The organism is Amorphus orientalis, from assembly GCF_030814015.1.
GTDB classification, from domain to species: domain Bacteria; phylum Pseudomonadota; class Alphaproteobacteria; order Rhizobiales; family Amorphaceae; genus Amorphus; species Amorphus orientalis.
In genome coordinates, this window is sequence record NZ_JAUSUL010000001.1 from 864,072 (window position 1) to 889,954 (window position 25,883).

The window sequence follows — 25,883 nt, forward strand, 5'->3', positions numbered from 1 at the left end:
GCTCGGGCCGACCCAGCCCGAGCGGGATGCCGGGGCCCGTCTACATCCCGAACCATCGACCCACGTAGACGAGGTCGGGGAAGCTGACGATCAGAGCGACCACGAACAGCATCATCAGCGCGAAGGGGGCGGCGCCGGAGAAGATGTCGCCGAGCTTGATCCGGTTGTCCGGCAACGACCCCTTGATGACGAAACAGGCCATACCGAGGGGAGGGGTCAGGAGGCCGATCTCCACGGTGATGATGGTGACGATTCCGAACCAGACGATGTCGGCACCCATGCCGTTCAGTATGGGCAGGAACAGGGGCACCATGATCAGGATGATCGACACGGAATCGATGATCGTGCCGAGGAGCAGGATCACGACGATGTAGACCAGCATGACCAGCAGGAAGCTGTCCCCCTCGCCGGAGACCAGGCCGGAGAGCCAGAACGGCACGCCGGCGACCGTCAGCGCCCGGCTGTACATGGTCGCCGCGATGATCAGGAAACAGACCGATGCGGTGATGTGGCCGGTCTCGAGAAGCACGTTCCAGAAGCTCTTCAGCGTGAGCGAGCGCCGGGCGATGGCGATGATGAGGGCGGCGAACGAGCCGATCGCGCCGGCCTCGGTCGGCGTGAACACGCCGCCATAGATGCCGCCCAGCACGATGACGATCAGGAGGATCAGCGGACCGCCTTTGCGGATCACGTCGAGGGCGGACAGCCGCGGACGATCCGAGCTGGCGTGGAGATCGGCGAAGCGGCCGTCGACGTCGTAGACGAAGCGCGGCAGCAGGAAGGCCATGCCGATGATGCCGGCGCAGTAGACGGCCGACAGCAGGATGCCCGGGCCGATCCCGGCATAGAACATCATCCCGATCGATTGGTCCGTGAGGATCGCGTAGATGATCAACAGGATCGACGGTGGGATCAGCATGCCCAGCACGGAGGAGCCGGCGACCACGCCCACGGCGAAGCGCGGGTGATAGCCGAGCCGCAGCATCTCCGGCACCGCGACCCGGGTGAACACGGCCGCCGCCGCGATCGACACGCCCGTCACCGCCGCGAAGACGGCGTTCGAGGTCACCGTCGCAAGGCCCAGCCCGCCGCGGATCCGCCTGAGAAAGTGGTCGGCCACGTCGTAGGCGTCCCGACCCACGTTGGAGGCGCTCATGATCAGTCCCATGAGCACGAACAGCGGGATCACCGCGAAGGTTTGGCTGGAGATGCTGTCGGCCGCTGCCAGCGTGAGCAGGTGCACCGCGATCGGGGTGCCCTTGAGCATGGCGACCAGGACGAAGGACACGAGCGACAGCGCGACGGCGATGTAGGCGCCCGCGTAGATCAGGGCGACGATGGCCCCGATGGAGATCAGTCCGAGTTCATAAGGGGCCATCAGGGTCCCGTCTCCGAAATCTCAGGGCCGGGCCCGGCCGAGGTCGCGCATCAGTCCGGCGTTGCGCCAGGCAAGCACCAGAAACTGGACGAGGGCGAAGGCCGCGCCGATCAGAAGGATGGCTTCCAGCGGCCACATCGGCGCGCGGAAGATGCCCGGATTGCCCTTGTAGAAGCCGTTTTCCCAGGCGGAGATCAGGCGGGGGACCTGGCCGTAGACGATCACCGCCAGGACGAAGGCGCCCATCAGGTTGAATGCCAGACGAAGCGCGAGATTGAGCCGGGGCAGCCGCCGTTCGGTGAGCTCCAGGAGCATCTCCGAGCGCGTCAGCTTGCCCACCGCAACGGCGTGGGCGAGCTGCAGATAGACGATCGCCACGATGCCCATCTCGGTCAGCTCGACCGCTCCGTCCAGCGGTGCGTTGAAGAGCCACCGGCCGAGGACGTCGACGTTCACGATCACCGCCATCGCCAGCACGACGACGGCGCCCACCATGTTCATGCCGGTGACGGCGGGCGTCAGGCCGGGGATCCAGGGCGAGTGGTCGGAGGGAAGGGTTTCCTCGTCCGGACCGGTCGATGGGTTGTTTGCCATCGCTCTCTCCTAGGGCATGTCCTGTTCAGAGCCGTCGGTCCGAATGACAGGGACCTGCTCAAGTCGTTGGCTCCGAAGCCGTTTCTTCCGCCCGGAGGGGCTCCGGGCGGAAGAGGGCTCAGGCGGAGTGCCGGGGACTAGTTCTCGTCCCACTGGCGGGCGATGGGCTGGTCGGCCTCGCGCATCGCGGACATGTAGTCGTGCAGGATGTCGTTGCCCGGGATGCCCTGGGCCTCCATCTCGTCGGCCCATTCCTGCGCGATGTTGGGAAGGGTCGCGGCCCACTCGAGCCGTTCCTGCTCGTCGATCTGGACGACGGTCCCGCCGTTCTCCTTGAAGGTCTCGATCGCGCGCTCGCCCAGGGTTGCGGCGAACTCGCCGATGGCCACGCTGTAGGCCTTGGCGCCGGTCTCCAGCGCGGACTGGACCTCTTCCGGCAGGGTTTCCCACTTCTGCTTGTTGACGTTGACGGCATAGGTGTTGGCGCCGCCGAGGTTGGCGTTGAAGTAGTACGGGCACACCTCGTAGAACTTCAGCGACACGACGGACTCGCCCCACACCAGGATGGCGTCGGTCACGCCGGTCTGGGTCATGTTGTAGAAGTTGCCGAGGTTGGCGTTCACCCCGACCCCGCCGATCGGTTCCACCCAGCGCAGGTTCGGTCCGATGCCGCCGATCTTGAGACCGTCGATGTCGTCGACGGATTCGATCGGCTTGGCCGAGCAGACGATGTAGTTGTCGGCGATGCCGGAAGCCGACAGGGTCACCTGGTTGAACTTGTCCCAGGTCTCGTTGAAGGCGGGATACTTCTCCACCAGGCCATCGACCACGTTGTGGACCAGCACCATGTCGGTGGTGGTGAACGGCGTGACGTAGCCGATCAGATAGAGCGGGATCTTGTCGGAATGGATCGCGGTGACGATGACGCCGACGTCCGCAAGGCCGGTCTGAACCGCTTCAAGTTCGCCGCCCGGCGTCGCCAGGGTGCCGGAAAAGGCCTCCTGCCAGTTGATCTCGTAGTTGCCGGTTTTGGCGAGTTCCTCGTTGACGGTCGGAATGAAGCTTTCCTGGAGCATCTTGACCGCCGCCACGGTCGGCGAGAACCCGGACACCACCGTCAGGTCCACCGTTTCCTGCGCCGATGCGGGCACTGCCGCCGCCGCGGCAAGGCCCAGGCCGATGCCGAACTTCGTCCATGTACGCATGCATTCCTCCCGATATTTTTGCGTCGTCTTCGTGTGACGGCGCCGCATTTTTGCGGTTACGCCAACGTGCTCGCGGGCGCGGCGGCCCGGAAGGCACGAATATGTCCAGAATGGACAATCAGGGCGGACCGGCGGCGCGGACACCGCCGGTCCTGCGTGTCACGCGTCCCGCCACTCTCCGGAATTGATGCGGAAGCGGTGGGACACGGTGTTGGGGACCGCTAGGGTCTGTTCCACGAAGCAGCCGCGCTTGGCGGCCTCGATCAGCCGGGCGACGTCGTCGGGCGGCGCGTCCGAAGCGAGGTCCACGTCCAGATGAAAGCCCTTCGGGCGCGTCTCGTAGGGGCCGATCTCGCCCCTGTCGGCAGCCCACTCGGCGCGGCAGGTCACCTTGAGGTCGGAGACGTCCACCTTCAGCTTGCGCGCGAACACGCGGATCTGGGTCATCAGGCAGCCCACCAGGCCGGTCAGGAAATATTCCAGCGGGGTGGGCGCGGTGCCCTCGCCGCCCTGAAAGGCGCCCTCGTCGGTGGCCAGCCGGTTGACGCTGGTGAACGGCGTGCGCGCCGTCAGCGTGATCTCGTTGCGCATCTTGCCGACTGCGACGCCCTCGGCGTCGAACACGACCTCGAACATCTGGCTGGACGACATGGTGCGTCCCTCAGGCGGCTGCCGACGGGCTTTTGGCCCTGAGCATCGGCTGGAGTTCGCAGGCTTCTTCCCAGGTGCGCATCCGCAGCGAGCGGGCGAACTTGCCCACCCCGTCGGTCTCCGCGCAGACCAGGCCGAGCTCGACGATCTCCTCCTCGCTGAAATGGCGCTTCAGGTCGTCGTAGACCGCGTCGTCGTCGATGCCGTCGTCGCCGTCCTTGAACGCGGTGGCGAAGCGCAGCGCCGCCTTCTCCCGCTCGTCGAACAGCGGGCTCGCCTCGAAGTCCGTGGTGGCCATCAGCTTTTCTTCGGTCAGGCCCGCTTCCCGGGCGATGCGCGACCGCACCGTCGAGCAGTAGCCGCAGAAGTGCTTCATCGAGATCAGGACCCGGCACATCTCCTTCAACGGCACCGGCAGCACGCCACCGTTCAGAAGCTCGTTCCAATGCCTGAGCCAGTTCCGGCCGGCCTCGCTGCGCACGTAGATGCGCGCGCACAGGGGATCGGGTGCGCCGTTGGCTTCGGCGGTCTCGATCAGGAGGCGCTGGGTGCCGCTGGCTTCGTCGTCGCTCAGAGGGGCGATCCTCGGATCCATCGTCGGTTCTCCTTGGACTTGGGGTGCTCCGCACCAGTCGGGCGGACGGCCGAACGGGCCCGATCGACGCCTGCTGCCGCAAAGTTTGTGACCTCACCTCAGATTGTAGAGTCGAACCGCCATGCGTAGAATGCAATTTCGAAGATGATAATGATGCGAATGACGCATGGATAACTTTCCTCAGGGCCTCACTGACCTGCACCGCTTCCTCGAGATCGCCGAGCAGGGAAGCCTCACGGCGGCCGCCGAACGGCTGGGTGTCTCCCAGTCGGCGCTCAGCCGTTCGGTCCAGTCGCTGGAGCGGGCGTACGGGTCGCGGCTGCTGGATCGCGGCAAGCGCGGCGTGCAGCTGACGGGGCCGGGCCAGCGGCTGATCGGCCGGGCCCAGGAGATGATCCGCCTGCACGACATGACCGTTCACGAACTGAGTTCGTTCGACGCCGAACCCGCCGGTCGGGTGCAGATCGGTCTGCCGATCTCGACGTCGCGGATCTTCGCAACGCCGCTCGTCGCGCGGGTGGCGGCACGCTATCCGAAGGTCGAGCTGGCCATCACCGAGGACATTTCGGAAAACATGGAGATCGGTCTCTCCAAGGGGGAGCTCGATCTGGCGATCCTGGTCAGCCCGAAGACCCGCCGGGGCAAGCTGAACACGGCACCGATTGCCGCCGAGCAGCTGCGGGTGGTGATGGCGCCCGGTCATCCGCTGGCCACGACCGAAGCGCTCGACTGGCACGACCTCGCCCGCGAGCGGATGGTCGCGCATCCCCAGGGCAACTTCATGCGCCACTGGCTCAACCGGATGAACGCCCGCTACGGGCTGAACGTGACCGTCGCGGCGGAGGTCAATTCGCGCACCCTGATGGTCGAGCTGGTGAAGGCCGGGATCGGCATCGCGCTGCTTCCCGGCAGTGCGGTCGCGGAAGAGGTGGAGACGGGTGCGGTGACCGCGCGACCGCTGGAAGGCATGCGCATCGTCTGGAGCCTTGCGTTCCACAACCAGCGTCCCCCGTCCGGGGTGGTCGCAAGGGTTGAGGCGGTGATGCTGGAACAGGCGGCCGAGGTCGCCGCGAGAGGATACTGGACGGCCCTCGCGGGAGCAGGCCTGCGCTGACGACGGCTCCGGTCGCAGGAGCGAGCCGGCCAGCGTGTCCGATGCCTCACCGGCGGCGGTTCGGGCTCTGGTTGCAGTGCGGGACGGAGCGCGGCTGCCAAAGGCCGAGGCGATGCGCGCCTTTTTCAACCGAGCAGGTCTGCGCTGCCCGCGAGGTCACATGGTTGGCATCGGCGACAACTACTCTTGCGCGAGAGCGCGGGTTCGCGCTATCAATGTTCCTATAACGTAACAGAGATTACGTATACGTAATGCAGCGCCTCGGTCGGTGGGTGGACCGAAGGACGCTCGCCTGCTCTGGGGAGAGCCATGGAGGACGTGAAGGGGACGGCGACCGTCGAGGCGCCAAGTGTTTCCTCCGGTGTCGTCGACCGCACGACGATGCCGGATCTTCTTGACCGGACGCTGGCGCGGTTCGGCGAGAACCGGGCCATCGATTTCCTGGGACGCGCCTGGACCTATCGCCAGGTGGGCGCCCTCGTCGACCAGGTGGCGGCCGGGCTGCAGCGCCTGGGGACGGGGCCGGGCGACCGGATCGGCCTGTGCCTTCCCAACACGCCCTATTCGGTCGTGTTCTTCTTCGCGGTGCTGAAAACCGGCGCGACCGTGGTCAATTTCAATCCGCTCTACACCGCCCGGGAAATCGAGGCGCAGATCCGCGACTCCGGGACGACAGCCATGGTGGTCATGGATCTGGAGCGCATCTACCGGCCGGTGGCCGAGGCGGCCGATGCGACCGGGCTCGCCCATATCATCGTCTGCCCGATGGCCGACGTCCTGCCGACCGCGAAGTCGATCCTGTTCCGGCTGTTCAAGTCGGGTGAGCGTGCGCGGATCCCGGCCGATACACGACACGTGACCTACGCCGATCTGACCCGCGAGGCGCACACGCCCGATCCCGTCACCATCGCGCCGGACGCCCTTGCGGTCCTGCAATATACCGGCGGGACCACGGGGACGCCGAAAGGCGCCATGCTGACCCATGCCAACCTGGTCGCCAACGTCCGGCAGGTGGTGGCGCACGGCGAGTGCGCGTTCCGGGACGGCGAGGAGCGCGTCCTGTGCGTGCTGCCCTTCTTCCACATCTTCGCGCTGACGGTGGCGCTCAATCTCGGGGTTGTTATCGGGGCGGAACTGGTCCTGCTGCCGCAGTTCAAGCTGACGGAACTCCTCAAGACCATCGGACGGCGGCGGCCGACGCTGCTGCCCGCGGTTCCGACGCTCTACGGTGCGATCGCGGGCGCGGAGGAGACGCGCCGGATCGACCTCTCGTGCCTGCGGATCTGCATTTCCGGCGGTGCACCGCTTCCGGCGGAAATCCGGACCCGGTTCGAGGACATGACCGGCTGCCGGCTCGCCGAAGGCTACGGCCTTACGGAAGCCTCGCCGGTGGTGTCCTGCAACCCGGTCGACGCACGGGCCAACCGCGACGGCTCGGCCGGTCTGCCGCTTCCCGATACCCTGATCGAGATCCGCGATCCGGATGCGCCGGAGAGGCTGATGCCGCCGGGCGAACGCGGCGAGGTGTGCATCCGCGGGCCGCAGGTCATGGCCGGCTACTGGAACCGGCCGCAGGAAAGTGATGCGGTCATGATCGACGGCGCCCTGCGCACCGGTGACATCGGCTATCTGGATGCCGACGGCTATCTGTTCCTGGTGGACCGGATCAAGGACCTCATCATCTGCAGCGGCTACAACGTCTATCCGCGGATGATCGAAGAGGCGCTCTACGAGCACGAGGCGGTCTGCGAAGCGGTGGTGATCGGCGTGCCGGATCCCTATCGCGGCGAGAGCCCGAAGGCCTTCGTGACCCTGCGCGAAGGGGCGGCGACGACCGCCGACGATCTGATGGCCTTCCTCTCGCCGCGGCTGTCCAAGATCGAGATGCCGCGCAGCATCGAGATTCGCGACAGTCTGCCGAAGACGATGGTGGGCAAGCTGTCCAAGAAGGCGCTGGTCGAGGAAGAACGCGCACACGGCGCGTCTGCCCCGGGTGCTTGACGGGGCGCGCGCATGCTACAATATCGAGATTCTCTAAAATTGCGGTCGCGTGGGTTTTATGCGGCCGTGGCGGGGGTAAACGGTGACCGGCAATTTCTACACCATCACCCAGCTGGCCGAGGAGCTGGGCGTCACGCCGCGTGCGGTCCGGTTCTACGAGGACAAGGGGCTGCTGTCGCCGGGGCGGGCTGGTGCCACCCGTATCTACACGGTGCGCGATCGGGCGCGTCTGATCCTGATCCTGCGCGGCAAGCGGCTCGGCTTCACGCTGCAGGAAATCAAGGAATATCTGGACCTGTACGATCTCGACCGGACCCAGAAGGAGCAGCTGCAGCGGCTGCTGACCGGGGTGCGCGAGCGCAAGCAGCGTCTGGAGGAACAGCGCGAAGCGCTCGACACGACGCTCTCCGAGCTGCACGCCATCGAACTCCAGGCCTCCGAGGCCCTGGCGCAGTTCGAGCGCAGCAAGGCCAGCTGACCTACGGGTCCGGTCCGTCCCCCCACATAGCCGTATTTCAGGAGACATCGCCATGACGAAGGCCGTCATCGCGGGCTACGCGCGCTCGCCCTTCACGCTCGCCAAAAAGGGGGCGCTCGCCCGGGTGCGCCCCGACGATCTCGCCGCCTCGGTGGTCGGCGACCTGATCAAGCGCAGCGGCGTGAAACCGGACGACATCGAGGACCTGATCGTGGGCTGCGCCTTCCCGGAGGCCGAGCAGGGCTTCAACGTGGCCCGTCTCATCGGCCAGATCGCGGAACTGCCGGAAACGGTGGCCGGCGTGACGGTGAACCGGTTCTGCGGGTCGTCGATGCATGCCGTGCACATTGCCGCCGGCCAGATCGCGCTGGGGGCAGGCGACGTCTTCGTCTGTGCCGGCGTGGAAAGCATGAGCCGGGTTCCGATGACCGGCTTCAACCCGCTGCCCAATCCGGCGCTCTACGAAAAGCACCCCGGCGCCTACATCTCCATGGGCGACACGGCGGAGAACGTGGCGCGGCGCTGGCAGATCACCCGGGACGATCAGGAGGCGTTCGCCGTGCGCAGCCATCGGCTGGCCAGCGAAGCCCAGGAGCAGGGCCGGTTCAAGGACGAGATCGTGACGATCGGCGCGAACGGCTCCAGCGTCGACGCCGACGGCTGCATCCGTCCCGGCACCACGGCGGAGAGCCTGTCGGAGCTGAAACCGGCCTTCGCCGAGAACGGGACGGTCACGGCCGGCACCTCGTCGCCGCTCACCGACGGAGCCGCCGCGGTGCTGGTCTGCAGCGAGGCCTATGCTGAGAAGGCCGGTCTGACGCCGCTGGCGCGGATCGTGTCCGTCGCCGTTGCCGGCTGCGATCCGACGGTGATGGGGATCGGGCCGATCGCCGCCACCCGCAAAGCGCTCGGCCGCAGCGATCTGGACATCAAGGACATGGACATCGTCGAGCTGAACGAGGCCTTCGCGAGCCAGTCGCTGGCCTGCGTTCGGGAGCTCGGCATCCGCGAGGAGACGCTGAATCTGGACGGCGGCGCCATCGCGCTCGGCCATCCGCTGGGCGCCAGCGGCGCGCGGATTCTCGGCAAGGCGGCCGCGCTGCTCGGCCGCGAAGGCGGTCGCTACGGCCTCGCCACCCAGTGCATCGGCGGCGGCCAGGGCATCGCCACGATCATGGAGCGCATCTGATGGCTGAGTTCGGCAAGGTCGCCGTCATCGGCGCCGGCGTCATGGGGGCGGGGATCGCCGCCCACGTGGCGAATGCGGGCGTCCCGGTGTTGCTCCTCGACATCGTTCCCGACGGCGCGGACAACCGGAACACGCTCGCCGACACTGCGGTCGCGCGGATGAAGAAGGCGGATCCGGCCCCGTTCATGTCGCCGCGGGCAGCAAAGCTGGTGGAGACCGGCAATCTGGAAGACGATCTCGACAAGCTCGGCGAGGTCGACTGGATCATCGAAGCGATCGTCGAGCGCAGCGACATCAAGCGCGATCTTTACGCCAAGATCGACGGCGTTCGCCGGCCCGACGCGGCGGTCTCGTCCAACACCTCCACGATCCCGCTGGCGACGCTGACCGACGGACTGTCGGACGCGTTCCGGCGCGCCTTCATGATCACCCACTTCTTCAATCCGCCGCGCTACATGCGGCTGATGGAACTGGTCACCGGTCCTGCGACCGAGCCCGAAATCGCGGCGAAGGTTGCCGATTTCGCCGATCGGCGCCTGGGCAAGAGCGTGATCACGGCGAAGGACAGCCCAGGCTTCATCGCCAACCGGCTCGGCGTCACCTGGATCCAGCTCGCGGTCGGACAGGCGGTCGAGCAGGGTCTCACCGTGGAAGAGGCGGACGCCGTCATCGGCCGGCCGTTCGGCATTCCGAAGACGGGCGTGTTCGGGCTCCTCGATCTGGTCGGGCTCGACCTGATGCCGCATGTCGGCGCCAGCCTGGCCGCAGCCCTTCCCGAAGGCGACGCCTTTCATACCTCGCGGCGCGAGCTGCCGCTGGTGGAGCGGATGATTGCGGAGGGCTACACCGGCCGGAAAGGCAAGGGCGGCTTCTACCGGCTGAACCGCGAGGACGGCGGCAGGCAGAAGGAAGCCATCGACCTTTCGACGGGACGGTATTCCCCGGTCCAGCGGCCGCGTCTCTCCGAACTGGAAGGGGTGCGCAATCCGCGCCAGGTGCTCGAAGATACCGGCCGGATCGGGCGCTATGCCTTCGCCGTGATGGGCGGCACGCTCGCTTACGCGGCGCATCTCGTCGGCGAGGCCAGCGACGATGTGGCGGCGATCGATGAGGCCATGCGGCTCGGCTACAACTGGAAACAGGGTCCGTTCGAGCTGATCGACCGGATCGGCGGCGCCTATCTGGTCGAGCGGCTGAAGGAGGCCGGAGAGCCGGTCCCGCCGATCCTCGAGACGCTCGGGGAGAGGACGTTCTACCGGGTCGAGGACGGTCGCCGGCAGGTGCTGCAGCCCGACGGCCGTTACGCCGACATCGTGCGGCCCGAGGGGGTTCTGCTCCTGGCCGACGTCAAGCTGGGCGCGAAGCCGCTGCTCAAGAACGCGTCGGCGGCTGCGTGGGACATCGGCGACGGGGTGGTGTGCTTCGAATTCACATCCCGGCAGAACGCGCTCGACGAGGAGGTGCTGACCCTGCTCGGGTCGACCATCAAGCTGGTCAAGCGCAACCACAAGGCCCTCGTCATCTACAATGAAGGGACCAATTTCTCCGTGGGTGCCAATCTGGGCCTGGCGCTGTTTGCCGCCAACATCGCCGCCTGGGGCGAGATCGAGCGGCTCGTCTCGCTTGGTCAGCAGACCTACAAGGCGCTGAAATACGCCCCGTTCCCGGTGGTCAGCGCACCGTCGGGGATGGCGCTTGGCGGAGGCTGCGAGATCCTGCTCCATTCCGACGCCGTCCAGGCCCACGCCGAAAGCTATGTCGGACTGGTGGAGTGTGGCGTCGGCATCGTGCCGGGCTGGGGCGGCTGCAAGGAGATGCTCGGGCGCTGGCAGGCGCCTGGCGCGCTGCCCGGCGGGCCGATGCCGGCTCCCTCCAAGGTCTTCGAGACGGTCTCCATGGCCACCGTCGCCAAGTCCGCGGAGGAGGCGAAGGACCTCAAGTTCCTGCGCAAGAGCGATCGCATCACCATGAACCGTGACCGGCTCCTCGCCGATGCCAAGGCCCGCGCGCTGGAGATGGTCGACGGCTACCAGCCGCCCGCGCCGCACACCTACATGCTGCCGGGCCCGTCCGGGCAGCTGGCCATGAAGATGGCCGCCGAAGGCTTCGCCCGGCGCGGCATCGCCACCCGGCACGATCTGGTGGTGGCCGGCGAGCTGGCCAACGTGCTGGCCGGCGGCGGGTGCGACCTGCTCGACGAGGTGGACGAGGACACCATCCTGGAGCTGGAGCGCGAGAGCTTCATGCGCCTGGTGCGAACGACGGCAACGCTGGATCGCTTCGAGAGCGTTCTGGAGACCGGCAAGCCCGTGAGGAACTGACCATGCAGACCTATTCGGCCCCGCTGAGGGACATGCGCTTCGTGCTCAACGAGCTGCACGACAGCACCGACTACACGTCGCTGCCGGCCTTCGAGCACGTCACCTCCGACGTGGTGGACGCGATCCTGGAAGAGGCGGCGAAGTTCACGACGGAGCGGCTTCTGCCGCTCAATGCGTCCGCCGATCAGGAGGGGTGCATTCTGGAGAACGGCGTCGTGCGCACGCCGACCGGCTTCAAGGAGGCCTACACCGCCTTCCGCGAAACCGGCTTCACCTCGATGGCGGCCGATCCGGAATGGGGCGGCCAGGGGCTGCCGGCGCCGATCAACAAGTTCATTGAGGAGATGATCTGCTCGGCGAACCTGTCCTTCTCGCTCTATCCGGGCCTCACCCACGGCGCCACCAAGGCGCTGGAGGCCCACGGGTCGCAGGACCTGAAGGAGCGCTACCTGCCGAAGATGGTTGATGGCACCTGGGCCGGCACGATGTGCCTGACGGAGGCGCATTGCGGCACCGATCTCGGCCTGCTCCGGACCAAGGCCGTTCCCCAGGACGACGGCAGCTACAAGATCACCGGCGCGAAGATCTTCATCTCCGCCGGCGAGCACGACCTGACGGAAAACATCGTCCATCTGGTGCTCGCGCGGATGCCGGACGCCCCGAAAGGCGTGAAGGGCATTTCGATGTTCCTGGTGCCGAAATTTGTCCCCAGCGAGGACGGGCGTCCCGGTGCGCGCAACGGCGTGACCTGCACCGCGCTCGAGAAAAAGATGGGCATCCACGGCTCGGCGACCTGCCAGATGTCGTTCGACGAGGCAACCGGCTGGCTTGTGGGCGATCCCCACAAGGGGATGCGGGCGATGTTCACGATGATGAACTCCGAGCGCCTGTCGGTCGGTGTGCAAGGGCTCGGCGCGGCCGAGGTCGCCTATCAGAGCGCCGTGGCCTACGCCAAGGACCGCCTGCAGGGCCGGTCGCTGTCCGGCACGAAGGCGCCCGACAAGCCGGCCGATCCGATCATCGTGCATCCCGACATCCGCCGGCAGCTGATGACGATGCGCGCCTACAACGAAGGCTGCCGCGCGCTCGGCACCTGGGTCGCGCGCAGCCTCGACATGATGGAACACCATCCGGACGAAGAGGTGCGCAAGCAGGCCGACGATTTCTCCGCCCTGATGACGCCGATCGTGAAGGCGCTCTTCACCGACATGGGCTTCGAGACCACCAACATCGCCATGCAGGTCTATGGCGGCCACGGCTACATCCAGGACCACGGGATGGAACAGATCGTCCGCGACAGCCGCATCTCGATGATCTACGAGGGCACCAACGGCGTGCAGGCGCTCGATCTGGTCGGCCGTAAGATGCCGGCCCATACCGGCCGCCTGCTGCGATCGTTCTTCCATCCGGTGCTCACCTTCATCGACGAGGCGCTGGAGGACGACGATCTGGCGCCGCTGGCCCAGCCGCTCGCCAAGGCGTTCGGGGCGCTGCAGCTGTCGACCGCCACCATCGCGCAGAAGGGTCTCAAGGATCCGGAGGAAGCCGGCGCGGCGGCGACCGACTATCTGCGGCTGTTCGGTCTGGTGGCGCTCGGCTACATGTGGGTCCGCATGGCGAAGGTCGCCCATGCCGCCCTTGCCGACGGGCCGGACGACCCCGACTTCTACCGGGCGAAGATCACGACGGCGCACTTCTTCATCGAGCGGATCCTGCCGCAGTCGGCGGGCCTGTTCGCGGCGATCAAGTCCGGCAAGGGCGCCATGATGAGCCTCGACGAGGCGATGTTCTGATCCGCCCGGCCGTCCGGTGGGTGTCTGATCGACTGGAGATATTTGATGGCCGACATGGCGACGCTGCTGGACACGCTCGAGGACAAGGCCGATGCCCTTGAAGGGCTCGGCTACAAGGTCCGCATGGACCTGACCGACGGTGGCCGCATCTTCATCGACGGCACGGCAGATCCGGTCGAGATCCGGGAAGGCGATGACGAGGCCGACACGGTCCTCAAGCTCTCCTCGGACAATCTGATGAAGCTGGTCGAGGGACGGCTGAGCCCGATGATCGCCTTCTCGACCGGCCGCCTGAAGGTCGAGGGCTCCCAGGGCGTGGCGCTGAAACTCGCCGCGCTGTTCGAGAGCGACTGAGCATTACCCGGGAAAAATCACGCCCGCAGGTCAAAGGGGCCGGCCGCCCGTCAGCGGCCGGCCTTTTCGTGTCTCAGAAGCGGTAGCTGGCGCCGAGCGAGATCAGGTCGACGCCGGAATCCACCGAGCCCACGAAGGGCAGGCCAGTGATGTAGCTCGGATTGCCCGGGGTCAGTTCGATGTCGCCATCGCCCATGGTGAAGATGTGGGTGTAGGCGAGATCGACCGTCAGACGGTCCTTCCAGGTGTAGGACGCGCCGAGGGCCGCGTGCAGGCGGTCGGCGTCAGGCAGGCGCAGGTCGCGGGTCGAGGTGGAGATTGGCGACCATTCGTAGGCGAGGCCGCCGCGCATCGACCAGCGCGCGTTGAAGTCGTACTCGGCGCCGAGCGAAGCGTAGTAGCCGTCGTCGTACTCGAAATAGAGATTGGTCAGCGTGGCGCCAGTCGCCGGGCCGGCCGTCGAGACCACGGGGATCGTTCCGAGCCGGCTCCAGTTGGTCCACTCGAAGCCAGCGTTCAGCTCGAGCTGGGACGTGAGCTGGTGGCGCAGGCCGATGGTCACGATTTCCGGCAGCGTGATGCCGGCCTGGATCGGGTAGGTGCCGGCCGGGAGCATGCCGGAACGCGCCTGAAGGGTCAGATCGCCTTCGAGGTTGAGCTCGATCGGCGACCGCCACCCGACGCCGATCTCCGTGCCCTCGAACGGCGTGAAGGTGACGCCGGCGGTGCCGCCGAAGCCGACATCGTCGCCATCGAGCGTCGCCGTCGGGGCGTACGGCACCGGCGAGAGAGACCGCTGGAGGTTGGTGGAGAAGTACATCACCTGGATGCCGGCGCCGAGCGAGAGCCAGTCGTTCACCGCGTAGGTGAAGCTCGGGTTCACGTCGAAGGAGAACACCTTGGAACTGGTCGCGTAGACCTGGCCGGGAAACGGATCCTTGTACTTGGTCGAGAGGCCGTAGGGCGTGTTGGTGGACAGGCCCAGCCACGCGTTCTCGCTGAGCTGGTAGCTTGCGTAGAGCGAGGGCAGCAGGGTGTCGCTGGCGATGTCGCCGCTCTCGCCGGTTCCGGTCGCGCCCAGCAGGATGGGGCTCGTGCCGGTCTGCGGCGTGACGTTGCTGTAGGGCAGGATCGCGCTGAGGTTCGCTTCGAACTGCAGTCCGGACCGCTCCGACATCCAGGCCGGGTTCCAGTAAAGCGACGAGAGCCCCGCGCTGCCGGCGGCGACGCCGGCGAAGGCGAGCCCCTGGCCTCTGGTGCTCTGCTCGCGCAGGGCAAACGAACCGGCGATGGCGGCGCTGCTCGTCGCAAGGGCGGTGGTTGCCATGACCAGAGTGAAAAGGGCACGTCGCTTCATAGGTTTCCTCCCCGAGGCGGCCGCGTTGACCGGGCCGCGATCACTTCGGCGCGTTGTCGCGCCTGCTTTTTACAACGGCAGGATGCTAACTGACGTATGCGTCAAGTTAAGTCCTTTATGGTTCATTGGGTGACGTTTTGTGGTCTGTGTGATGAAAGCGCCACATCTCGTGATTGCCGGACCTTGTCGCGCGCCGGATCCTGGAAGTGTGGAGCGCCTCCGTGACGTCCGCGCGACAGGTGGCTGCATCCTCGGCTTCAAACGCGGCGTGCCTTCCTCCTCGCTCCAGGCGACTTGCCAAGCCGCATAAAATCGGTCAGCGAGCGATGTGCACTCACGCGAACCGAGGGAGGATCTCATGCGGATGCGAGCATGTCTCACAGAGGCGGATGCCGTGACCATGATGGCGGCGTGCCGCCGGGAAGCGGACAAGCAGGGCTATGCGGTCTCCATCGCCATCGTCGACGACGGCGGCGCGCTGCTGCGCCTGGAGCGCATGGACGGGGTCAGCGCGACATCGGCGACCGTTGCGACCCGTAAGGCGGGCACCGCCGGGACCACCGGCAAACCGTCGCGGTTCTGGGAGGAGCGGGTCGGCGAGCGGCAGGTCTTCCTCACCTTTCCCGGCAATCTGCCCATCATCGGCGGCGTGCCGATCATCCATGAGGGTGACTGCGTCGGCGGGATCGGCGTCTCGGGAGCCCCGTCGGAGATCGACGAGCAGATTGCGCTGGCCGGCGTGTCGGCGCTTGTCGGACCGGACGCGGCATAGTAGCCGATACCTTGCCTGGCCGGTGCCGAGGCTGGATCCGGTCCGGCGATCTGCGTGTGATTTGAGGAAGTTGAGATGACCGAGGAACTGATCGACCGGCTCGCGATCCGGGATCTGGTGGAGAACTGGGCGGTGTGGCGGGATGCGGCCGACTGGGAGCGCTTCCGTACGGTCTGGGCGCCGGAAGGCCGGATGATGGCGACCTGGTTCCAGGGAACCGGGGACGAGTTCATCGCCGTCAGCAAGCGCGGCTTCGAAAACGGCGTGAACATTCTCCACTTCCTCGGCGGAACGTCGATCGATCTGGCCGGCAATCGCGCGATCGCGCAGACCAAGATGACGATCAACCAGCGCGCCGAGGTCGACGGGGTTCTCTGCGACGTCGTCTGCACCGGCCGTTTCTATGACTTCATCGAAAAGCGCGACGGAAAATGGCTCGTCGTGCTGCGCCAGCCGATCTACGAGAAGGACCGGCTCGATCCGGTCGATCCCGCGGCCGAGCTGAAGCTGGACCGGGAGCTTCTCGAGCGGTTTCCCGTCGGCTACCGGCATCTGGCCTATCTCCAGACCAAGCTGGGCTTCAACGTGAAGCCGGACATGCCCGGTCTCGTCGGCGCCGAGGTGACCGCGCTCTACCAGGACGGCGCAGACTGGCTTTCCGGAAAGCCGCTCGCGCGATAGGCCACAGGCTGAGGGGGGCGCCGGCCGTCGAGCCGGCCGCCGCCAGCCCACCAATTTGCCGCGGAGCCAACTCCGGCGCCCGATCCGGGCACGGCACCATCCACAGGGAGGACTTCTGACCATGCAGATCGAGGGCATTGCGGCACTGGTGACGGGCGGCGGATCCGGTCTGGGAGCCGCGACGGCGCGGGCCCTGGCCAAGGGCGGCGCGAAGGTCGCTATACTCGATTTCAACGAGGAGGGGGCCCGGGCCGTCGCCGAAGAGATTTCCGGGGCCGCATTCAAGTGCGACGTGTCCGATCCCGACAGCGCGACGGCCGCGATCGACGGAGCCGCCGAGGCGCACGGCCCAGCGCGCATTCTCATCAATTGCGCGGGCATCGCGCCGGCCCAGAAAATCGTCTCGAAGAACGGCGTGATGCCGCTGGACGCCTTCCGCAAGGGCGTCGAAGTCAACCTGATCGGTACGTTCAACATGCTGCGGCTGTTCGCTGAGCGCGCCGCGGCGCTCGAGCCGCTCGCCACCGGAGAGCGCGGCGTGGTCGTGAATACGGCCTCCGTCGCAGCCTTTGACGGCCAGATCGGCCAGACGTCCTACGCATCCTCCAAGGCCGGTGTGGTCGGGCTCACGCTGCCCGCCGCCCGCGAGTTCGCCTCCATCGGCATCCGGGTCTGCACGATCGCGCCGGGCATCTTCGAGACCGCGATGCTGAAGGGGCTGCCGGAGCAAGTGCAGCAGAGCCTGGGCGAGCAGGTCCCGTTCCCCTCCCGGCTCGGCCGGCCGGACGAGTACGCCAAGCTGGCGCTGCACATCGTCGACAACGAGATGCTGAACGGCGAGACCATCCGGCTGGACGGCGCCATCCGGATGGCGCCGCGCTGAAGGCCGAAGCGGGGCCTGCCGTCCGGCAAGACCCGATGCGGTGAAGCGCGACCGGGACGTCGATCCCCATCGGCGAGCCCGGTCGTCATCACGGACGGCACGGCGGACGACAAGAAAAGCGTCGCTTCACTGGGGAAAGCGGCCGGCGCACGGCCAGAGCATCATTCAGATCCGCAATTCTGAGCTCCTGCGCACCTCGGGCGCGCTGGCTCGAAATGCATCGATTCCGTGCATGGATCTGCTCAAAAAGATTCAATGGTCGGGATCGGCCTGCGGGGATTAAATCGAAGTTTCGGGCGAGCACCGCCCATCGTCCGACTGCCGGTATCCGCGGGAGACATCATCGTGAGCACCCAGTCCACTCCGGCCGTCCGGCCTCCCGTTCCGCTTGCGGTTGTCATTTTTGCCGGCTGCGCGGTGGCGATGCTGTCGTTCGGCGAGCGCTCGGCGTTCGGCCTGTTCCTGACGCCGATGACGGAAGCGCGCGGATGGTCGCGCGAAACCTTTGCGCTTGCGCTCGCCGTCCAGAACCTGGTCTGGGGCGCGGCTCAGCCGATCATGGGGGCGATCTCCGACCGCTATGGCACCGCCCGCGTGCTCGTGGTGGGGGCCATCCTCTATTCGGTCGGCCTCTACATCGCGAGCATTGCCGCGAACCCGCTCGTGCTGCAGCTCGGAATGGGCATTTCGGTCGGCGTCGGGCTCGCCGCGGGATCCTTCACGATCGTGCTGGCCGCGTTCGGTCGGAGCGTCACGCCCGCGCGCCGATCGATCGCCTTCGGTCTCGGGACCGCGGCCGGTTCGTTCGGCCAGTTCCTGTTCGGGCCGCTCACCCAGGGGCTGATCGACGGGGTCGGCTGGGAACGGGCGATGGTGATCCTGGCGGTCGCGGTGCTGACCATCGTGCCGCTTGCCTATGCCCTCAAAGGCCGGGCGGGATCCGATGCCGGCGTTGCTCCGCAGACCTTCCGCGAGGCGCTGACGGAGGCGTTCGGATATCGCAGCTACGTCCTTCTGGTCTTCGGCTTCTTCGTCTGCGGGTTCCACCTGGCCTTCATCGCCGTCCACCTGCCGCCCTATCTGAGCGATCTCGGCATGTCGCCGATGCTCGGCGCCTGGGCGCTCGCGCTCATCGGCCTGTTCAATATCGTCGGCTCGCTTTCGGCCGGTGCCGTCGGCGCGCGCTTCTCCAAGTCATACTCGCTGTCCGCGCTCTATCTGGCCCGATCCCTGATCATTCTCGGCTTCATTTCCGTTCCGGTGTCCCAGGCGAGCGTACTTCTGTTCGCCGCCGGCATGGGGCTGTTGTGGCTCTCCACGGTGCCGCTGACCTCCGGCCTGGTGGCGGTCATGTTCGGTCCCCGCTACATGGCGACGCTGTTCGGCTTCGTGTTCTTCTCCCATCAGATCGGCTCGTTCCTCGGCGTCTGGCTGGGTGGCCGTATCTACGATCAGACCGGCTCCTACGACCTCGTCTGGTGGATCTCGATCGCGCTGGGTGTGTTTGCGGCCCTTGTCCACCTCCCGATCAAGGATGCTCCGGCACCCAGGCTTCAGGAGCCGGCCCCGGCCGCCTGATCCGCACCCCCTTGCGTCGGCAGCCCCGGCCGGTCACACCAGAAGGCGGGGAGCATCCGTCGAAGCCGGGAGGAAACGCCGATGGAACGGTTCAAGGCGATCTGGATCACCAAGACCGAAGGCGAGAAGAAGCAGAATCCGCCCGAGATCCGGGAGATCGGTCTCGACGATCTGATGGACGGCGACGTCACCGTCCGGGTCGAACACAGCACGGTCAATTACAAGGACGGCCTCGCCATCACCGGCAAGAGCCCGGTCCTGCGCCGCTTTCCGATGATCCCCGGGATCGATTTCACCGGCGAGGTCGTCGCCTCCGATTCCGTCGACTTCGAGACCGGCGACAAGGTGATCCTCAACGGCTGGGGCGTCGGCGAGACCCACATGGGCGGATATGCCGGCTATGCGCGGGTGAAGTCCGAGTGGCTGGTGCCGCGACCGTCCGACCTCACCGGGTTCGAGGCGATGACGATCGGCACGGCCGGCTATACGGCGATGCTGAGCGTGATCGCGCTGGAGCGGCACGGGATCACCCCGGAGCGCGGTCCGGTGCTGGTCACCGGTGCGGCCGGCGGCGTCGGTTCGGTGGCGGTCGCCGTCCTGGCGCGGCTCGGCTACGAGGTGATGGCATCGACGGGGCGGCCTCAGGAGGCCGACTATCTGCACGAGCTGGGCGCGACCACCATCGTGGAACGCGCCGAACTGCAGGGCGCCGCGCGTCCGCTGGCCAAGGAGCGCTGGGCCGGCGCCATCGATACGGTCGGCTCCGAAACGCTCGCCAACGTGCTCTCGATGACCAGCTACGGCGGCGCGGTCGCAGCCTGCGGACTGGCCGGCGGAATGGATCTCCCGGCATCGGTGGGCCCGTTCATCCTGCGCGGCGTGTCGCTGCTCGGCATCGATTCCGTGATGGCGCCGCGGCGGCTCCGGATCGAGGCCTACGATCGGCTCGTGCGCGACCTCGAGCGCGAGCGTCTCACCCGCATCAGCACGACCATCGGCTTCGACGAGATCATCGGGAAGGCCGAGGAAATCCTTGCCGGCCAGGTCCGCGGCCGGCTGGTCGTGGATATGGGCTGAGTGGGAACCGGATCTCCGTCCGGGATTTCAGGGGAGGATAAGTCTTTCTCGCTCACGCGAGTGCGCTGCGCTTTTTTTGCGCTCACGCCGAGCGAGCTTTGCTCGCCGGCTGCGCGGGCGCGGCCAAGTATGGCCGGCGCGCGGTCGCGCGCTGACCAGCAACGCCAAGAAAAGTGCTCTTGCGGTTTTCCGCCCGGGCGTTGCGCAGCAAAAGACCATCCCAGGAAACGTGGGAACCGGTTTGCCTTCGATCTATTCGATGGCGACCAGGAATGGCTCGCCCTCGAACGCATCACGGCCGCGCCCGATCGCCTTGGCGGCGGCTTTCATGCGCCCGTCCCGGCCGAGCCGTTTGTCGGCAAGCGCGACCAGGAGCGCGTTCGGGGTGGCCGTCGGCGAGGCACCGCGGATCGCCCAGGCGATCTCGTGTTCGTCCCGGTCGGGCTGGAGCGCGCACGCGGCAATGAAGGCTGCGGCGGTCGACCGGCTGATGCCGGCGAAGCAGTGGATCACCAGCGGCGTCGACCGGTCCCAGGCTTCCAGGAAGGTCACGAACTGATCGATGTGGTGGTCTGCCGGCATGACCATGCCGTCCATCGGATCGGTGATGTCGTTGAAGCCCAGAAAGAGATGGTTCTCCTCCGGCACGGACGCGGGACGCGGAACGGGCGTATCCTGATTGATCAGGGTGACGATGTGTCGGGCCCCCGAGCGTTCGACGGTCTCGTGCAGGCGGGCGAGGGAGGTGACGTAGATCATCGCTCGGCAGGTCTCTCTGTACATCCATCGGCGGGGACAGGCCCGTCGTGCCATCCGGCTCACGTCGGCTTCGCGACGGCCCGACCGGCGCCCCTGCCTTAGTGTGGGGTTGCGGGGCCGGCCGTTCCAGTCCGGTTCAGCGCGCGGGGCCGGTGCGTGCGGCGTCCAGGGTGGCGAACCGCTCCAGAAAGCGGCTCTGCGCGACTTCGGTCGGCCAGGGATCGAGATAGGTCTCAAGGGCGTCGTTCGCCTTGATCCGTCCGAGCGTGCCGAAATAGCGGCGCGCCTCGCGCTCGGCGAAGCCGGCCAGCCGGGTCGCCTCGAACCGGGCCGAGATCCGGTCGGCCTGTTTGGTGAGGGCCGTCAGGTCCGCGTCCGGCTCCGCCGACAGCGAGTAGCGCAGGCGGATCGCCGCAAGCAGCCGGTGCTCGATGTCCTTGTAGTTGCCGCCGAGCACGGCCTTGAAGGGGGAGATCAGGTCTCCGACGACATATTCCGGGGCGTCGTGGAGCAGGACGGACAGGCGCGCTTCGGCGCTCAGCCCCGGCTCGATGAGGCCGGCGACGTGATCGACCAGCAGCGAGTGCTGGGCGACCGAATAGGGGTGGGCGCCATGGGTCTGGCCGTTCCAGCGGGCGACGCGCGCCAGCCCGTGGGCGATGTCCTCGATCTCGATGTCGAGGGGGGACGGGTCGAGCAGATCGAGCCGGCGGCCGGACAGCATGCGCTGCCAGGCCCGCGGCGGCGCGCCGGGGACGTCAACCATGCAGAGGCCTCCCGGTCACGCCGAATTGGATTCCGATTCCGGCCAGCCGAACCCTGCCCAGTCCGGCAGCGACAGCGTGATCGGATGGCCATCGGCGGAGATCGTTTCGCCGGCGTCCATGGCCGCCTTCGCCCGATCGAGGCGGACGAGGGCGAGACCGGCCTTGCCGGCCGTCGAGCCGAGGGTGCCGATGGGCCGTCCGCCGGCAAGGATCTGGGCACCGGTCGGCGGCAGCGGATCGACGCCTGCCGCCTTCACGATCCGGCGGCGCGCGGTGCCGCGATGATGCATCCGGGAGACGACTTCCTGGCCGACATAGCAGCCTTTCTTGAAGTCGACGCCGCCGAGCTGGTCCATGTCGATGTCGTGGGGAAACGCATCGCCGAGAGTGAAATCGCGCCCGGACTGGGGAATGCCGAGCGCGATCCGGTGGGCGTGATAGGCGCTCGGATCGGTGCGGGTGAAGCCGGAGAGGCCGGAGCCGGCGACGATCGCGGAGCGCGGCACGATCGCGCGGAAGCCGAGCGCGTCTAGGCGAGGGTCACGGATCACCACGCCGGGCAGCATCGGAGGACCGGTGTCGCCCCAGATGACGTAGATGCGATAGTCGGGCGTGACGTCGGCGATCTCGACCTTGGCGCGCAGCTTGTAGACCTTGAGCCGCTTGACCAGCTCATCGGCGTCGCTGCGCGGCGCGTCGATCAGGAAACCGTCCTGCTGAAGGGCGACGATGCAATCGATCAGCACCTTGCCCTGCGGCGTCAGGAGCGCGCCATAGCGTGCGGACGCATCGGTGAGCGTCTCGATGTTGCAGGTGAGCAGGTCGTCCAGAAAGGTGCGGGCATCGGCGCCGCTCACACGGATGATCGCCCGATCGTCCAGTTCGGCGATATACTGCGCCGTCATCGAGGCGTCTCCCAGATCTCACCACTGCGCCGGGGCGCGGAGCGGGCATTCCGCCGCGCGCTTCGGGGCGACTTGGCATTCGCCGGCCGCGCCGACAAGGCCCTTGTCCCAATCCACCGAATCGCTGAACGCAGCGCATGACCATTTCGAGCATGATGCTATAAACGCGGCGAAATCGAAACCGGAGCGCAGTTCATGACCGGGACGTTCGACACACTTTTCCAGGGTGGAACCGTGGTGACGCCGAATGGCCGCGAACAGGCCGACGTCGGGGTGCGCGACGGGCGGATCGCGGCGATCGGGTCGCTGGGCCAAGCGACGGCCGGCGAAACCGTGGATTGCCGCGGCCTTCACATTCTGCCCGGCGTCATCGACAGCCAGGTCCATTTCCGCGAACCCGGGCTGGAGCACAAGGAAGATCTGGAGACGGGCGCGCGCGCGGCCGTACTGGGTGGCGTGACCGGCGTGTTCGAGATGCCCAACACCTCGCCGACCACGACCTCGCCGGCCGCGCTCGACGACAAGCTGCGCCGGGCGAAGGGGCGCATGTCCTGCGAGTATGCGTTCTGGGTCGGGGCGACGGCGGAGAACGTCGAGACGCTCGCGGACATGGAGAAGCTGCCGGGGTCCGCAGGGGTCAAGATCTTCATGGGATCGTCGACGGGCACGCTTCTCGTGGAGGACGATGCGACGCTGGACAGGGTGATGCGGGCCATCTCGCGCCGCTGCGCGGTCCATGCGGAGGACGAGCCGCGCCTCAGGGAGCGCAAGGATCTGCGGGTTCCGGGTGATCCGACGTCGCATCCGGTCTGGCGCGATCCGGAAGCGGCGCTCAAGGCCACGCGGCGGCTGGTCGGCGCGGCCCGCAAGGCCGGCCGGCGAGTGCACGTGCTGCACATCTCCACCGGCGAGGAGATGGATTTCCTGGAAAGCCAGAAGGACGTGGCGACCGTCGAGGTGACGCCCAACCATCTGACGCTGGCCGTGGACGAGGACACCGATCTCGGCACCCTGATGCAGATGAACCCGCCGGTCCGCGACGCCGCCCACCGGGAGCGCATCTGGCGCGCCATCCGCGACGGTGTCGTCGACGTGCTCGGCTCCGACCATGCGCCGCACACGCGCGAGGAGAAGGCCAAGCCCTATCCGGAGTCGCCTTCGGGCATGCCGGGCGTGCAGACCCTGGTGCCGGTGATGCTGGACCATGTCGCAAAGGGCCGGCTGTCCCTGGAGCGGTTCGTCGACCTGACCAGCGCGGGACCCCAGCGGATCTTCGGGATCGCCAACAAGGGCCGGATCGCGCTCGGCTATGACGCAGACTTCACCGTCGTCGATCTGAATCGGACGGAAACCATCACCAACGACTGGATCGCCACCAAGGCCGGCTGGACGCCCTATCACGGCCGCAGCGTCACCGGCTGGCCGGTCGGCACCATCGTGCGGGGCATCAAGGTGATGTGGGAAGGAGAGCTGGTGAACCCGGGCGAGGGCGCGCCGATCACCTTCCTTGAAGCGCTCCCGTCCGGAGCGTGAGCGGGCACGGATCGGCTTCGCGTCCCGGTCACAGGGCGGCCGGCGACGATAATCTGACCCTCGCCGTCCTGACCATCGTGGGGACGGTGGCGGCGCTGTCGTTCGGCGATGCCGTCATCAAGCTGATCAGCGCGGATTTCCTGCTCTGGCAGATCTTCGTGCTGCGCTCTCTCCTGGCGATTCCGGTGCTGGGGGCGATCGGGCTTATGCGTCGCGGAACGGGGCTCGGGGCGCTCAGAATCCGGCGGCCCCTATGGACCGGCCTGCGCAGCCTCCTGCTCGTTGCGATGTGGGTGGTCTACTATGCCTCGCTGCCGCATCTGAAGCTGTCGATCGCCGCGTCGGCCTACTACACGCTGCCGATCTTCATCGTTCTTTTCTCGGCAGTGCTGATGAAGGAGCGGATCTCGGCGATCGGCTGGATCGCGGTCGGCCTCGGCTTCGCGGGCGTGGTGCTGATCCTCGACCCGAACGCCGACGACTTCAACGCCTTCGTTCTGCTGCCGCTGGTCTCGGCGGTGTTTTACGCGCTCGCCATGATCCTGACCCGGACCAGGTGTCGGGACGAGCATCCGCTCGCCCTGTCGCTGGCGCTGAATCTCGCGTTCGTCGCCGCGGGCGTCCTCGGCAGTGCCCTGGTGGGCCTCGACGGCAGCGGCGGCTCCGGCTACCTGGTCGGTGCGTGGACCCCGATGGGAGCGTCCCAGTGGGCCGCGATGATCGTCCTTGCGGCGACTGTCGTCGTGGCGAGCGTGGGGACGGCAGTTGCCTATCAGGTGGGCAGGCCGTCGGTGGTCGCCTCGTTCGACTTCGCCTATGTGGGCTTCGCCGTGATCTGGGGGGTGCTGATCTTCGGCGAAGTGCCGGAGCCTCAGGCGGCCGTCGGAATCGTCCTGGTCGTGGCGGCGGGGCTGCTGGCCGTGCGCAGGCGGACCCAGGCCGGCCGGGATTAATGACCGGCCACGAAATAGTGCAGCGTGCCATCGGGCCCGATGCCGACCCTGTAGAAGATGTAGCCGCCGTGGCGCCGCATCTCCTCCACGTCGTAGGCCGTCAGGATCCGGTAGAGTTCGACTTCCTGGCGCGGATCGAGGCCTTCGAGAGGCCAGCGGGCGAAATAGGGCCAGACATACATTTCCTGGGGCGTGCCCTGGTCGACATGCACCCAGCCCGCCTCCAGGATCTCCAGGAGCAGCGCAAGAACCTCGCGGCCTTCCGGATCGCCCGACATGGACCGCAGATAGTCGATCGGATCGTCTGCGCCCTCGAAGGACACGGTCGGCGGCATCTCGTTCTGCTGGAAGACCGGACGCAGCTCTTCGATCCGGCCGCTGCGCGCCGCCTCCATCAGCGCGGTCCGCATCCGCGCGACCTGAGGCGGCAGGTCCGCGTCGCCATATTGGACCGGGGGCGGTGCGCTCTGCGGCGTGGTGTCGCCCTCCGCGGCAGGGACGTCGGTATCGGTCTCTTCGTCGGCCGGCTGGTCCGGCGTTTGCTTGCCTGGAGCGACCGGGCGCAGCGGATCCGTCGTGCCCGGCTCGTTTTCGGGTTCCCGAATCGGGGCAGCGGCCATGCGCATCTCAAGGGAACCATGGCCGCGAAGAGAGGTTGCGTTGAGGGATGTGTCCGCGGGCGCCGCCGCCGACATCGTCAGGCCGAGAAGGAGAGCACCGCCGACGAGTGCCGATCGTTTCATGCGAGGGTGGAGCACCAACTGTGCCCTCCGTTTGACCGAGGTCCGATGACCGAATGGGGAGCCTGTGGTGTGGGCCCGAGATCCAAGGCCCCTTCGCAAGCGTCCGTTCCCGTCCTAGTCTAGCAGGCCGATGCCCCTCCCTTCCATGTGCGTCCGACACACCGTTCCGACCGGCTGGTTCGCTCCCGAAGTGATCATGGTT

24 protein-coding genes are annotated in these 25,883 nt (G+C 67.1%); 14 read left to right on the forward strand and 10 right to left on the reverse strand.

From position 1 onward, the window contains the following. Positions 1–40 precede the first annotated feature (40 nt). From J2S73_RS03845 to J2S73_RS03865, 5 genes are all read right to left on the reverse strand, one after another. The gene (locus tag J2S73_RS03845) at positions 41–1,378 is read right to left on the reverse strand and encodes a TRAP transporter large permease (protein WP_306884096.1); all 1,338 of its coding nucleotides are present in this window, start codon (positions 1,376–1,378) and stop codon (positions 41–43) included. A 21-nt stretch (positions 1,379–1,399) separates the two neighbouring features. After that, entirely contained in the window at positions 1,400–1,972 is a 573-nt protein-coding gene (locus J2S73_RS03850) for a TRAP transporter small permease subunit (protein ID WP_306884097.1), read from the reverse strand. A 137-nt stretch (positions 1,973–2,109) separates the two neighbouring features. Then, the gene (locus J2S73_RS03855; RefSeq protein WP_306884098.1) at positions 2,110–3,177 is read right to left on the reverse strand and encodes a C4-dicarboxylate TRAP transporter substrate-binding protein; all 1,068 of its coding nucleotides are present in this window, start codon (positions 3,175–3,177) and stop codon (positions 2,110–2,112) included. 159 nt (positions 3,178–3,336) lie between these two features. Then, a complete protein-coding gene (locus J2S73_RS03860) occupies positions 3,337–3,828 on the reverse strand; it encodes an OsmC family protein (protein ID WP_306884099.1) in 492 nt (163 codons plus the stop codon). A gap of 10 nt (positions 3,829–3,838) precedes the next feature. Beyond that, positions 3,839–4,423 (reverse strand): carboxymuconolactone decarboxylase family protein, encoded by a 585-nt coding sequence (locus J2S73_RS03865; RefSeq protein ID WP_306884100.1) that lies wholly within the window; start codon positions 4,421–4,423, stop codon positions 3,839–3,841. Between the two features lie 166 nt (positions 4,424–4,589). Here J2S73_RS03865 and J2S73_RS03870 point away from each other — a divergent pair, with 166 nt between their 5' ends. The 7 genes from J2S73_RS03870 to J2S73_RS03900 all read left to right on the forward strand — a co-directional run bounded on the left by J2S73_RS03870 (position 4,590) and on the right by J2S73_RS03900 (position 13,673). Next, positions 4,590–5,537, forward strand: a complete 948-nt coding sequence (locus tag J2S73_RS03870; RefSeq protein ID WP_306884101.1) for a LysR family transcriptional regulator — start codon at positions 4,590–4,592, stop codon at positions 5,535–5,537. Positions 5,538–5,846: 309 nt separating this feature from the next. Then, positions 5,847–7,538, forward strand: a complete 1,692-nt coding sequence (locus J2S73_RS03875; RefSeq protein WP_306884102.1) for a long-chain-fatty-acid--CoA ligase — start codon at positions 5,847–5,849, stop codon at positions 7,536–7,538. Between the two features lie 82 nt (positions 7,539–7,620). Beyond that, positions 7,621–8,016, forward strand: coding sequence for a MerR family transcriptional regulator (locus tag J2S73_RS03880; RefSeq protein ID WP_306884103.1), 396 nt, complete (start codon positions 7,621–7,623; stop codon positions 8,014–8,016). A gap of 52 nt (positions 8,017–8,068) precedes the next feature. Next, complete coding sequence (locus tag J2S73_RS03885) at positions 8,069–9,205, forward strand: thiolase family protein (protein ID WP_306884104.1); 1,137 nt, start codon at positions 8,069–8,071, stop codon at positions 9,203–9,205. After that, entirely contained in the window at positions 9,205–11,526 is a 2,322-nt protein-coding gene (locus tag J2S73_RS03890) for a 3-hydroxyacyl-CoA dehydrogenase/enoyl-CoA hydratase family protein (protein ID WP_306884105.1), read from the forward strand. Before J2S73_RS03885 ends, J2S73_RS03890 begins: the two co-directional genes overlap by 1 nt. Positions 11,527–11,528: 2 nt before the next feature. Next, positions 11,529–13,319 (forward strand): acyl-CoA dehydrogenase C-terminal domain-containing protein, encoded by a 1,791-nt coding sequence (locus J2S73_RS03895; RefSeq protein ID WP_306884106.1) that lies wholly within the window; start codon positions 11,529–11,531, stop codon positions 13,317–13,319. Positions 13,320–13,364: 45 nt separating this feature from the next. Next, the gene (locus J2S73_RS03900; RefSeq protein ID WP_306884107.1) at positions 13,365–13,673 is read left to right on the forward strand and encodes an SCP2 sterol-binding domain-containing protein; all 309 of its coding nucleotides are present in this window, start codon (positions 13,365–13,367) and stop codon (positions 13,671–13,673) included. 73 nt (positions 13,674–13,746) lie between these two features. On the opposite strand, the gene J2S73_RS03905 is transcribed toward J2S73_RS03900, so the two are convergent. After that, entirely contained in the window at positions 13,747–15,030 is a 1,284-nt protein-coding gene (locus J2S73_RS03905) for an OmpP1/FadL family transporter (RefSeq protein ID WP_306884108.1), read from the reverse strand. A 358-nt stretch (positions 15,031–15,388) separates the two neighbouring features. Here J2S73_RS03905 and J2S73_RS03910 point away from each other — a divergent pair, with 358 nt between their 5' ends. The 5 genes from J2S73_RS03910 (at position 15,389) to acuI (ending at position 20,021) form a co-directional block, all read left to right on the forward strand. Further along, a complete protein-coding gene (locus tag J2S73_RS03910; protein WP_306884109.1) occupies positions 15,389–15,802 on the forward strand; it encodes a GlcG/HbpS family heme-binding protein in 414 nt (137 codons plus the stop codon). Positions 15,803–15,877: 75 nt separating this feature from the next. Next, positions 15,878–16,483, forward strand: a complete 606-nt coding sequence (locus J2S73_RS03915) for a nuclear transport factor 2 family protein (protein WP_306884110.1) — start codon at positions 15,878–15,880, stop codon at positions 16,481–16,483. Positions 16,484–16,604: 121 nt separating this feature from the next. Then, on the forward strand, positions 16,605–17,366 hold the full coding sequence (locus J2S73_RS03920) for an SDR family NAD(P)-dependent oxidoreductase (RefSeq protein WP_306884111.1): 762 nt from the start codon (positions 16,605–16,607) through the stop codon (positions 17,364–17,366). A 342-nt stretch (positions 17,367–17,708) separates the two neighbouring features. Next, a complete protein-coding gene (locus tag J2S73_RS03925; protein WP_306884940.1) occupies positions 17,709–18,944 on the forward strand; it encodes an MFS transporter in 1,236 nt (411 codons plus the stop codon). 81 nt (positions 18,945–19,025) lie between these two features. Continuing rightward, positions 19,026–20,021: an acrylyl-CoA reductase (NADPH) gene (gene acuI, locus J2S73_RS03930; protein WP_306884112.1), complete on the forward strand. Its 996-nt coding sequence runs from the start codon at positions 19,026–19,028 to the stop codon at positions 20,019–20,021. A 252-nt stretch (positions 20,022–20,273) separates the two neighbouring features. Here the strand turns inward: acuI and J2S73_RS03935 are convergent, their stop codons facing one another. From J2S73_RS03935 to ygfZ, 3 genes are all read right to left on the reverse strand, one after another. Beyond that, positions 20,274–20,780, reverse strand: a complete 507-nt coding sequence (locus tag J2S73_RS03935) for a tyrosine phosphatase family protein (protein WP_306884113.1) — start codon at positions 20,778–20,780, stop codon at positions 20,274–20,276. Between the two features lie 136 nt (positions 20,781–20,916). Continuing rightward, positions 20,917–21,546, reverse strand: coding sequence for an HD domain-containing protein (locus J2S73_RS03940; RefSeq protein WP_306884114.1), 630 nt, complete (start codon positions 21,544–21,546; stop codon positions 20,917–20,919). Positions 21,547–21,561: 15 nt separating this feature from the next. After that, complete coding sequence (gene ygfZ, locus J2S73_RS03945) at positions 21,562–22,452, reverse strand: CAF17-like 4Fe-4S cluster assembly/insertion protein YgfZ (protein ID WP_306884115.1); 891 nt, start codon at positions 22,450–22,452, stop codon at positions 21,562–21,564. 195 nt (positions 22,453–22,647) lie between these two features. Between ygfZ and J2S73_RS03950 the strand changes: the two genes are divergently transcribed. Both J2S73_RS03950 and J2S73_RS03955 read left to right on the forward strand, forming a co-directional pair. After that, entirely contained in the window at positions 22,648–23,985 is a 1,338-nt protein-coding gene (locus tag J2S73_RS03950) for a dihydroorotase (RefSeq protein ID WP_306884116.1), read from the forward strand. Then, positions 23,982–24,938, forward strand: a complete 957-nt coding sequence (locus tag J2S73_RS03955; RefSeq protein ID WP_306884117.1) for a DMT family transporter — start codon at positions 23,982–23,984, stop codon at positions 24,936–24,938. The genes J2S73_RS03950 and J2S73_RS03955 overlap by 4 nt, the downstream gene beginning before the upstream one ends. Here J2S73_RS03955 and J2S73_RS03960 read toward each other — a convergent pair. Continuing rightward, a complete protein-coding gene (locus J2S73_RS03960; RefSeq protein WP_306884118.1) occupies positions 24,935–25,558 on the reverse strand; it encodes a hypothetical protein in 624 nt (207 codons plus the stop codon). The genes J2S73_RS03955 and J2S73_RS03960 overlap by 4 nt on opposite strands. Between the last annotated feature and the right edge of the window lie 325 nt (positions 25,559–25,883).

What these genes read in the sequence shown, in the direction of transcription:
- J2S73_RS03960 (WP_306884118.1), bottom strand. Translation starts at nt 25,558, where the DNA reads ATGGCCGCTGCCCCGATTCGGGAACCCGAAAACGAGCCGGGCACGACG.
- J2S73_RS03915 (WP_306884110.1), top strand. Translation starts at nt 15,878, where the DNA reads ATGACCGAGGAACTGATCGACCGGCTCGCGATCCGGGATCTGGTGGAG.
- acuI (WP_306884112.1), top strand. Translation starts at nt 19,026, where the DNA reads ATGGAACGGTTCAAGGCGATCTGGATCACCAAGACCGAAGGCGAGAAG.
- J2S73_RS03855 (WP_306884098.1), bottom strand. Translation starts at nt 3,177, where the DNA reads ATGCGTACATGGACGAAGTTCGGCATCGGCCTGGGCCTTGCCGCGGCG.
- J2S73_RS03860 (WP_306884099.1), bottom strand. Translation starts at nt 3,828, where the DNA reads ATGTCGTCCAGCCAGATGTTCGAGGTCGTGTTCGACGCCGAGGGCGTC.
- J2S73_RS03875 (WP_306884102.1), top strand. Translation starts at nt 5,847, where the DNA reads ATGGAGGACGTGAAGGGGACGGCGACCGTCGAGGCGCCAAGTGTTTCC.
- ygfZ (WP_306884115.1), bottom strand. Translation starts at nt 22,452, where the DNA reads ATGACGGCGCAGTATATCGCCGAACTGGACGATCGGGCGATCATCCGT.
- J2S73_RS03935 (WP_306884113.1), bottom strand. Translation starts at nt 20,780, where the DNA reads ATGATCTACGTCACCTCCCTCGCCCGCCTGCACGAGACCGTCGAACGC.
- J2S73_RS03905 (WP_306884108.1), bottom strand. Translation starts at nt 15,030, where the DNA reads ATGAAGCGACGTGCCCTTTTCACTCTGGTCATGGCAACCACCGCCCTT.
- J2S73_RS03895 (WP_306884106.1), top strand. Translation starts at nt 11,529, where the DNA reads ATGCAGACCTATTCGGCCCCGCTGAGGGACATGCGCTTCGTGCTCAAC.
- J2S73_RS03890 (WP_306884105.1), top strand. Translation starts at nt 9,205, where the DNA reads ATGGCTGAGTTCGGCAAGGTCGCCGTCATCGGCGCCGGCGTCATGGGG.
- J2S73_RS03850 (WP_306884097.1), bottom strand. Translation starts at nt 1,972, where the DNA reads ATGGCAAACAACCCATCGACCGGTCCGGACGAGGAAACCCTTCCCTCC.
- J2S73_RS03940 (WP_306884114.1), bottom strand. Translation starts at nt 21,546, where the DNA reads ATGGTTGACGTCCCCGGCGCGCCGCCGCGGGCCTGGCAGCGCATGCTG.
- J2S73_RS03865 (WP_306884100.1), bottom strand. Translation starts at nt 4,423, where the DNA reads ATGGATCCGAGGATCGCCCCTCTGAGCGACGACGAAGCCAGCGGCACC.
- J2S73_RS03845 (WP_306884096.1), bottom strand. Translation starts at nt 1,378, where the DNA reads ATGGCCCCTTATGAACTCGGACTGATCTCCATCGGGGCCATCGTCGCC.
- J2S73_RS03900 (WP_306884107.1), top strand. Translation starts at nt 13,365, where the DNA reads ATGGCCGACATGGCGACGCTGCTGGACACGCTCGAGGACAAGGCCGAT.
- J2S73_RS03950 (WP_306884116.1), top strand. Translation starts at nt 22,648, where the DNA reads ATGACCGGGACGTTCGACACACTTTTCCAGGGTGGAACCGTGGTGACG.
- J2S73_RS03920 (WP_306884111.1), top strand. Translation starts at nt 16,605, where the DNA reads ATGCAGATCGAGGGCATTGCGGCACTGGTGACGGGCGGCGGATCCGGT.
- J2S73_RS03885 (WP_306884104.1), top strand. Translation starts at nt 8,069, where the DNA reads ATGACGAAGGCCGTCATCGCGGGCTACGCGCGCTCGCCCTTCACGCTC.
- J2S73_RS03910 (WP_306884109.1), top strand. Translation starts at nt 15,389, where the DNA reads ATGCGGATGCGAGCATGTCTCACAGAGGCGGATGCCGTGACCATGATG.
- J2S73_RS03870 (WP_306884101.1), top strand. Translation starts at nt 4,590, where the DNA reads ATGGATAACTTTCCTCAGGGCCTCACTGACCTGCACCGCTTCCTCGAG.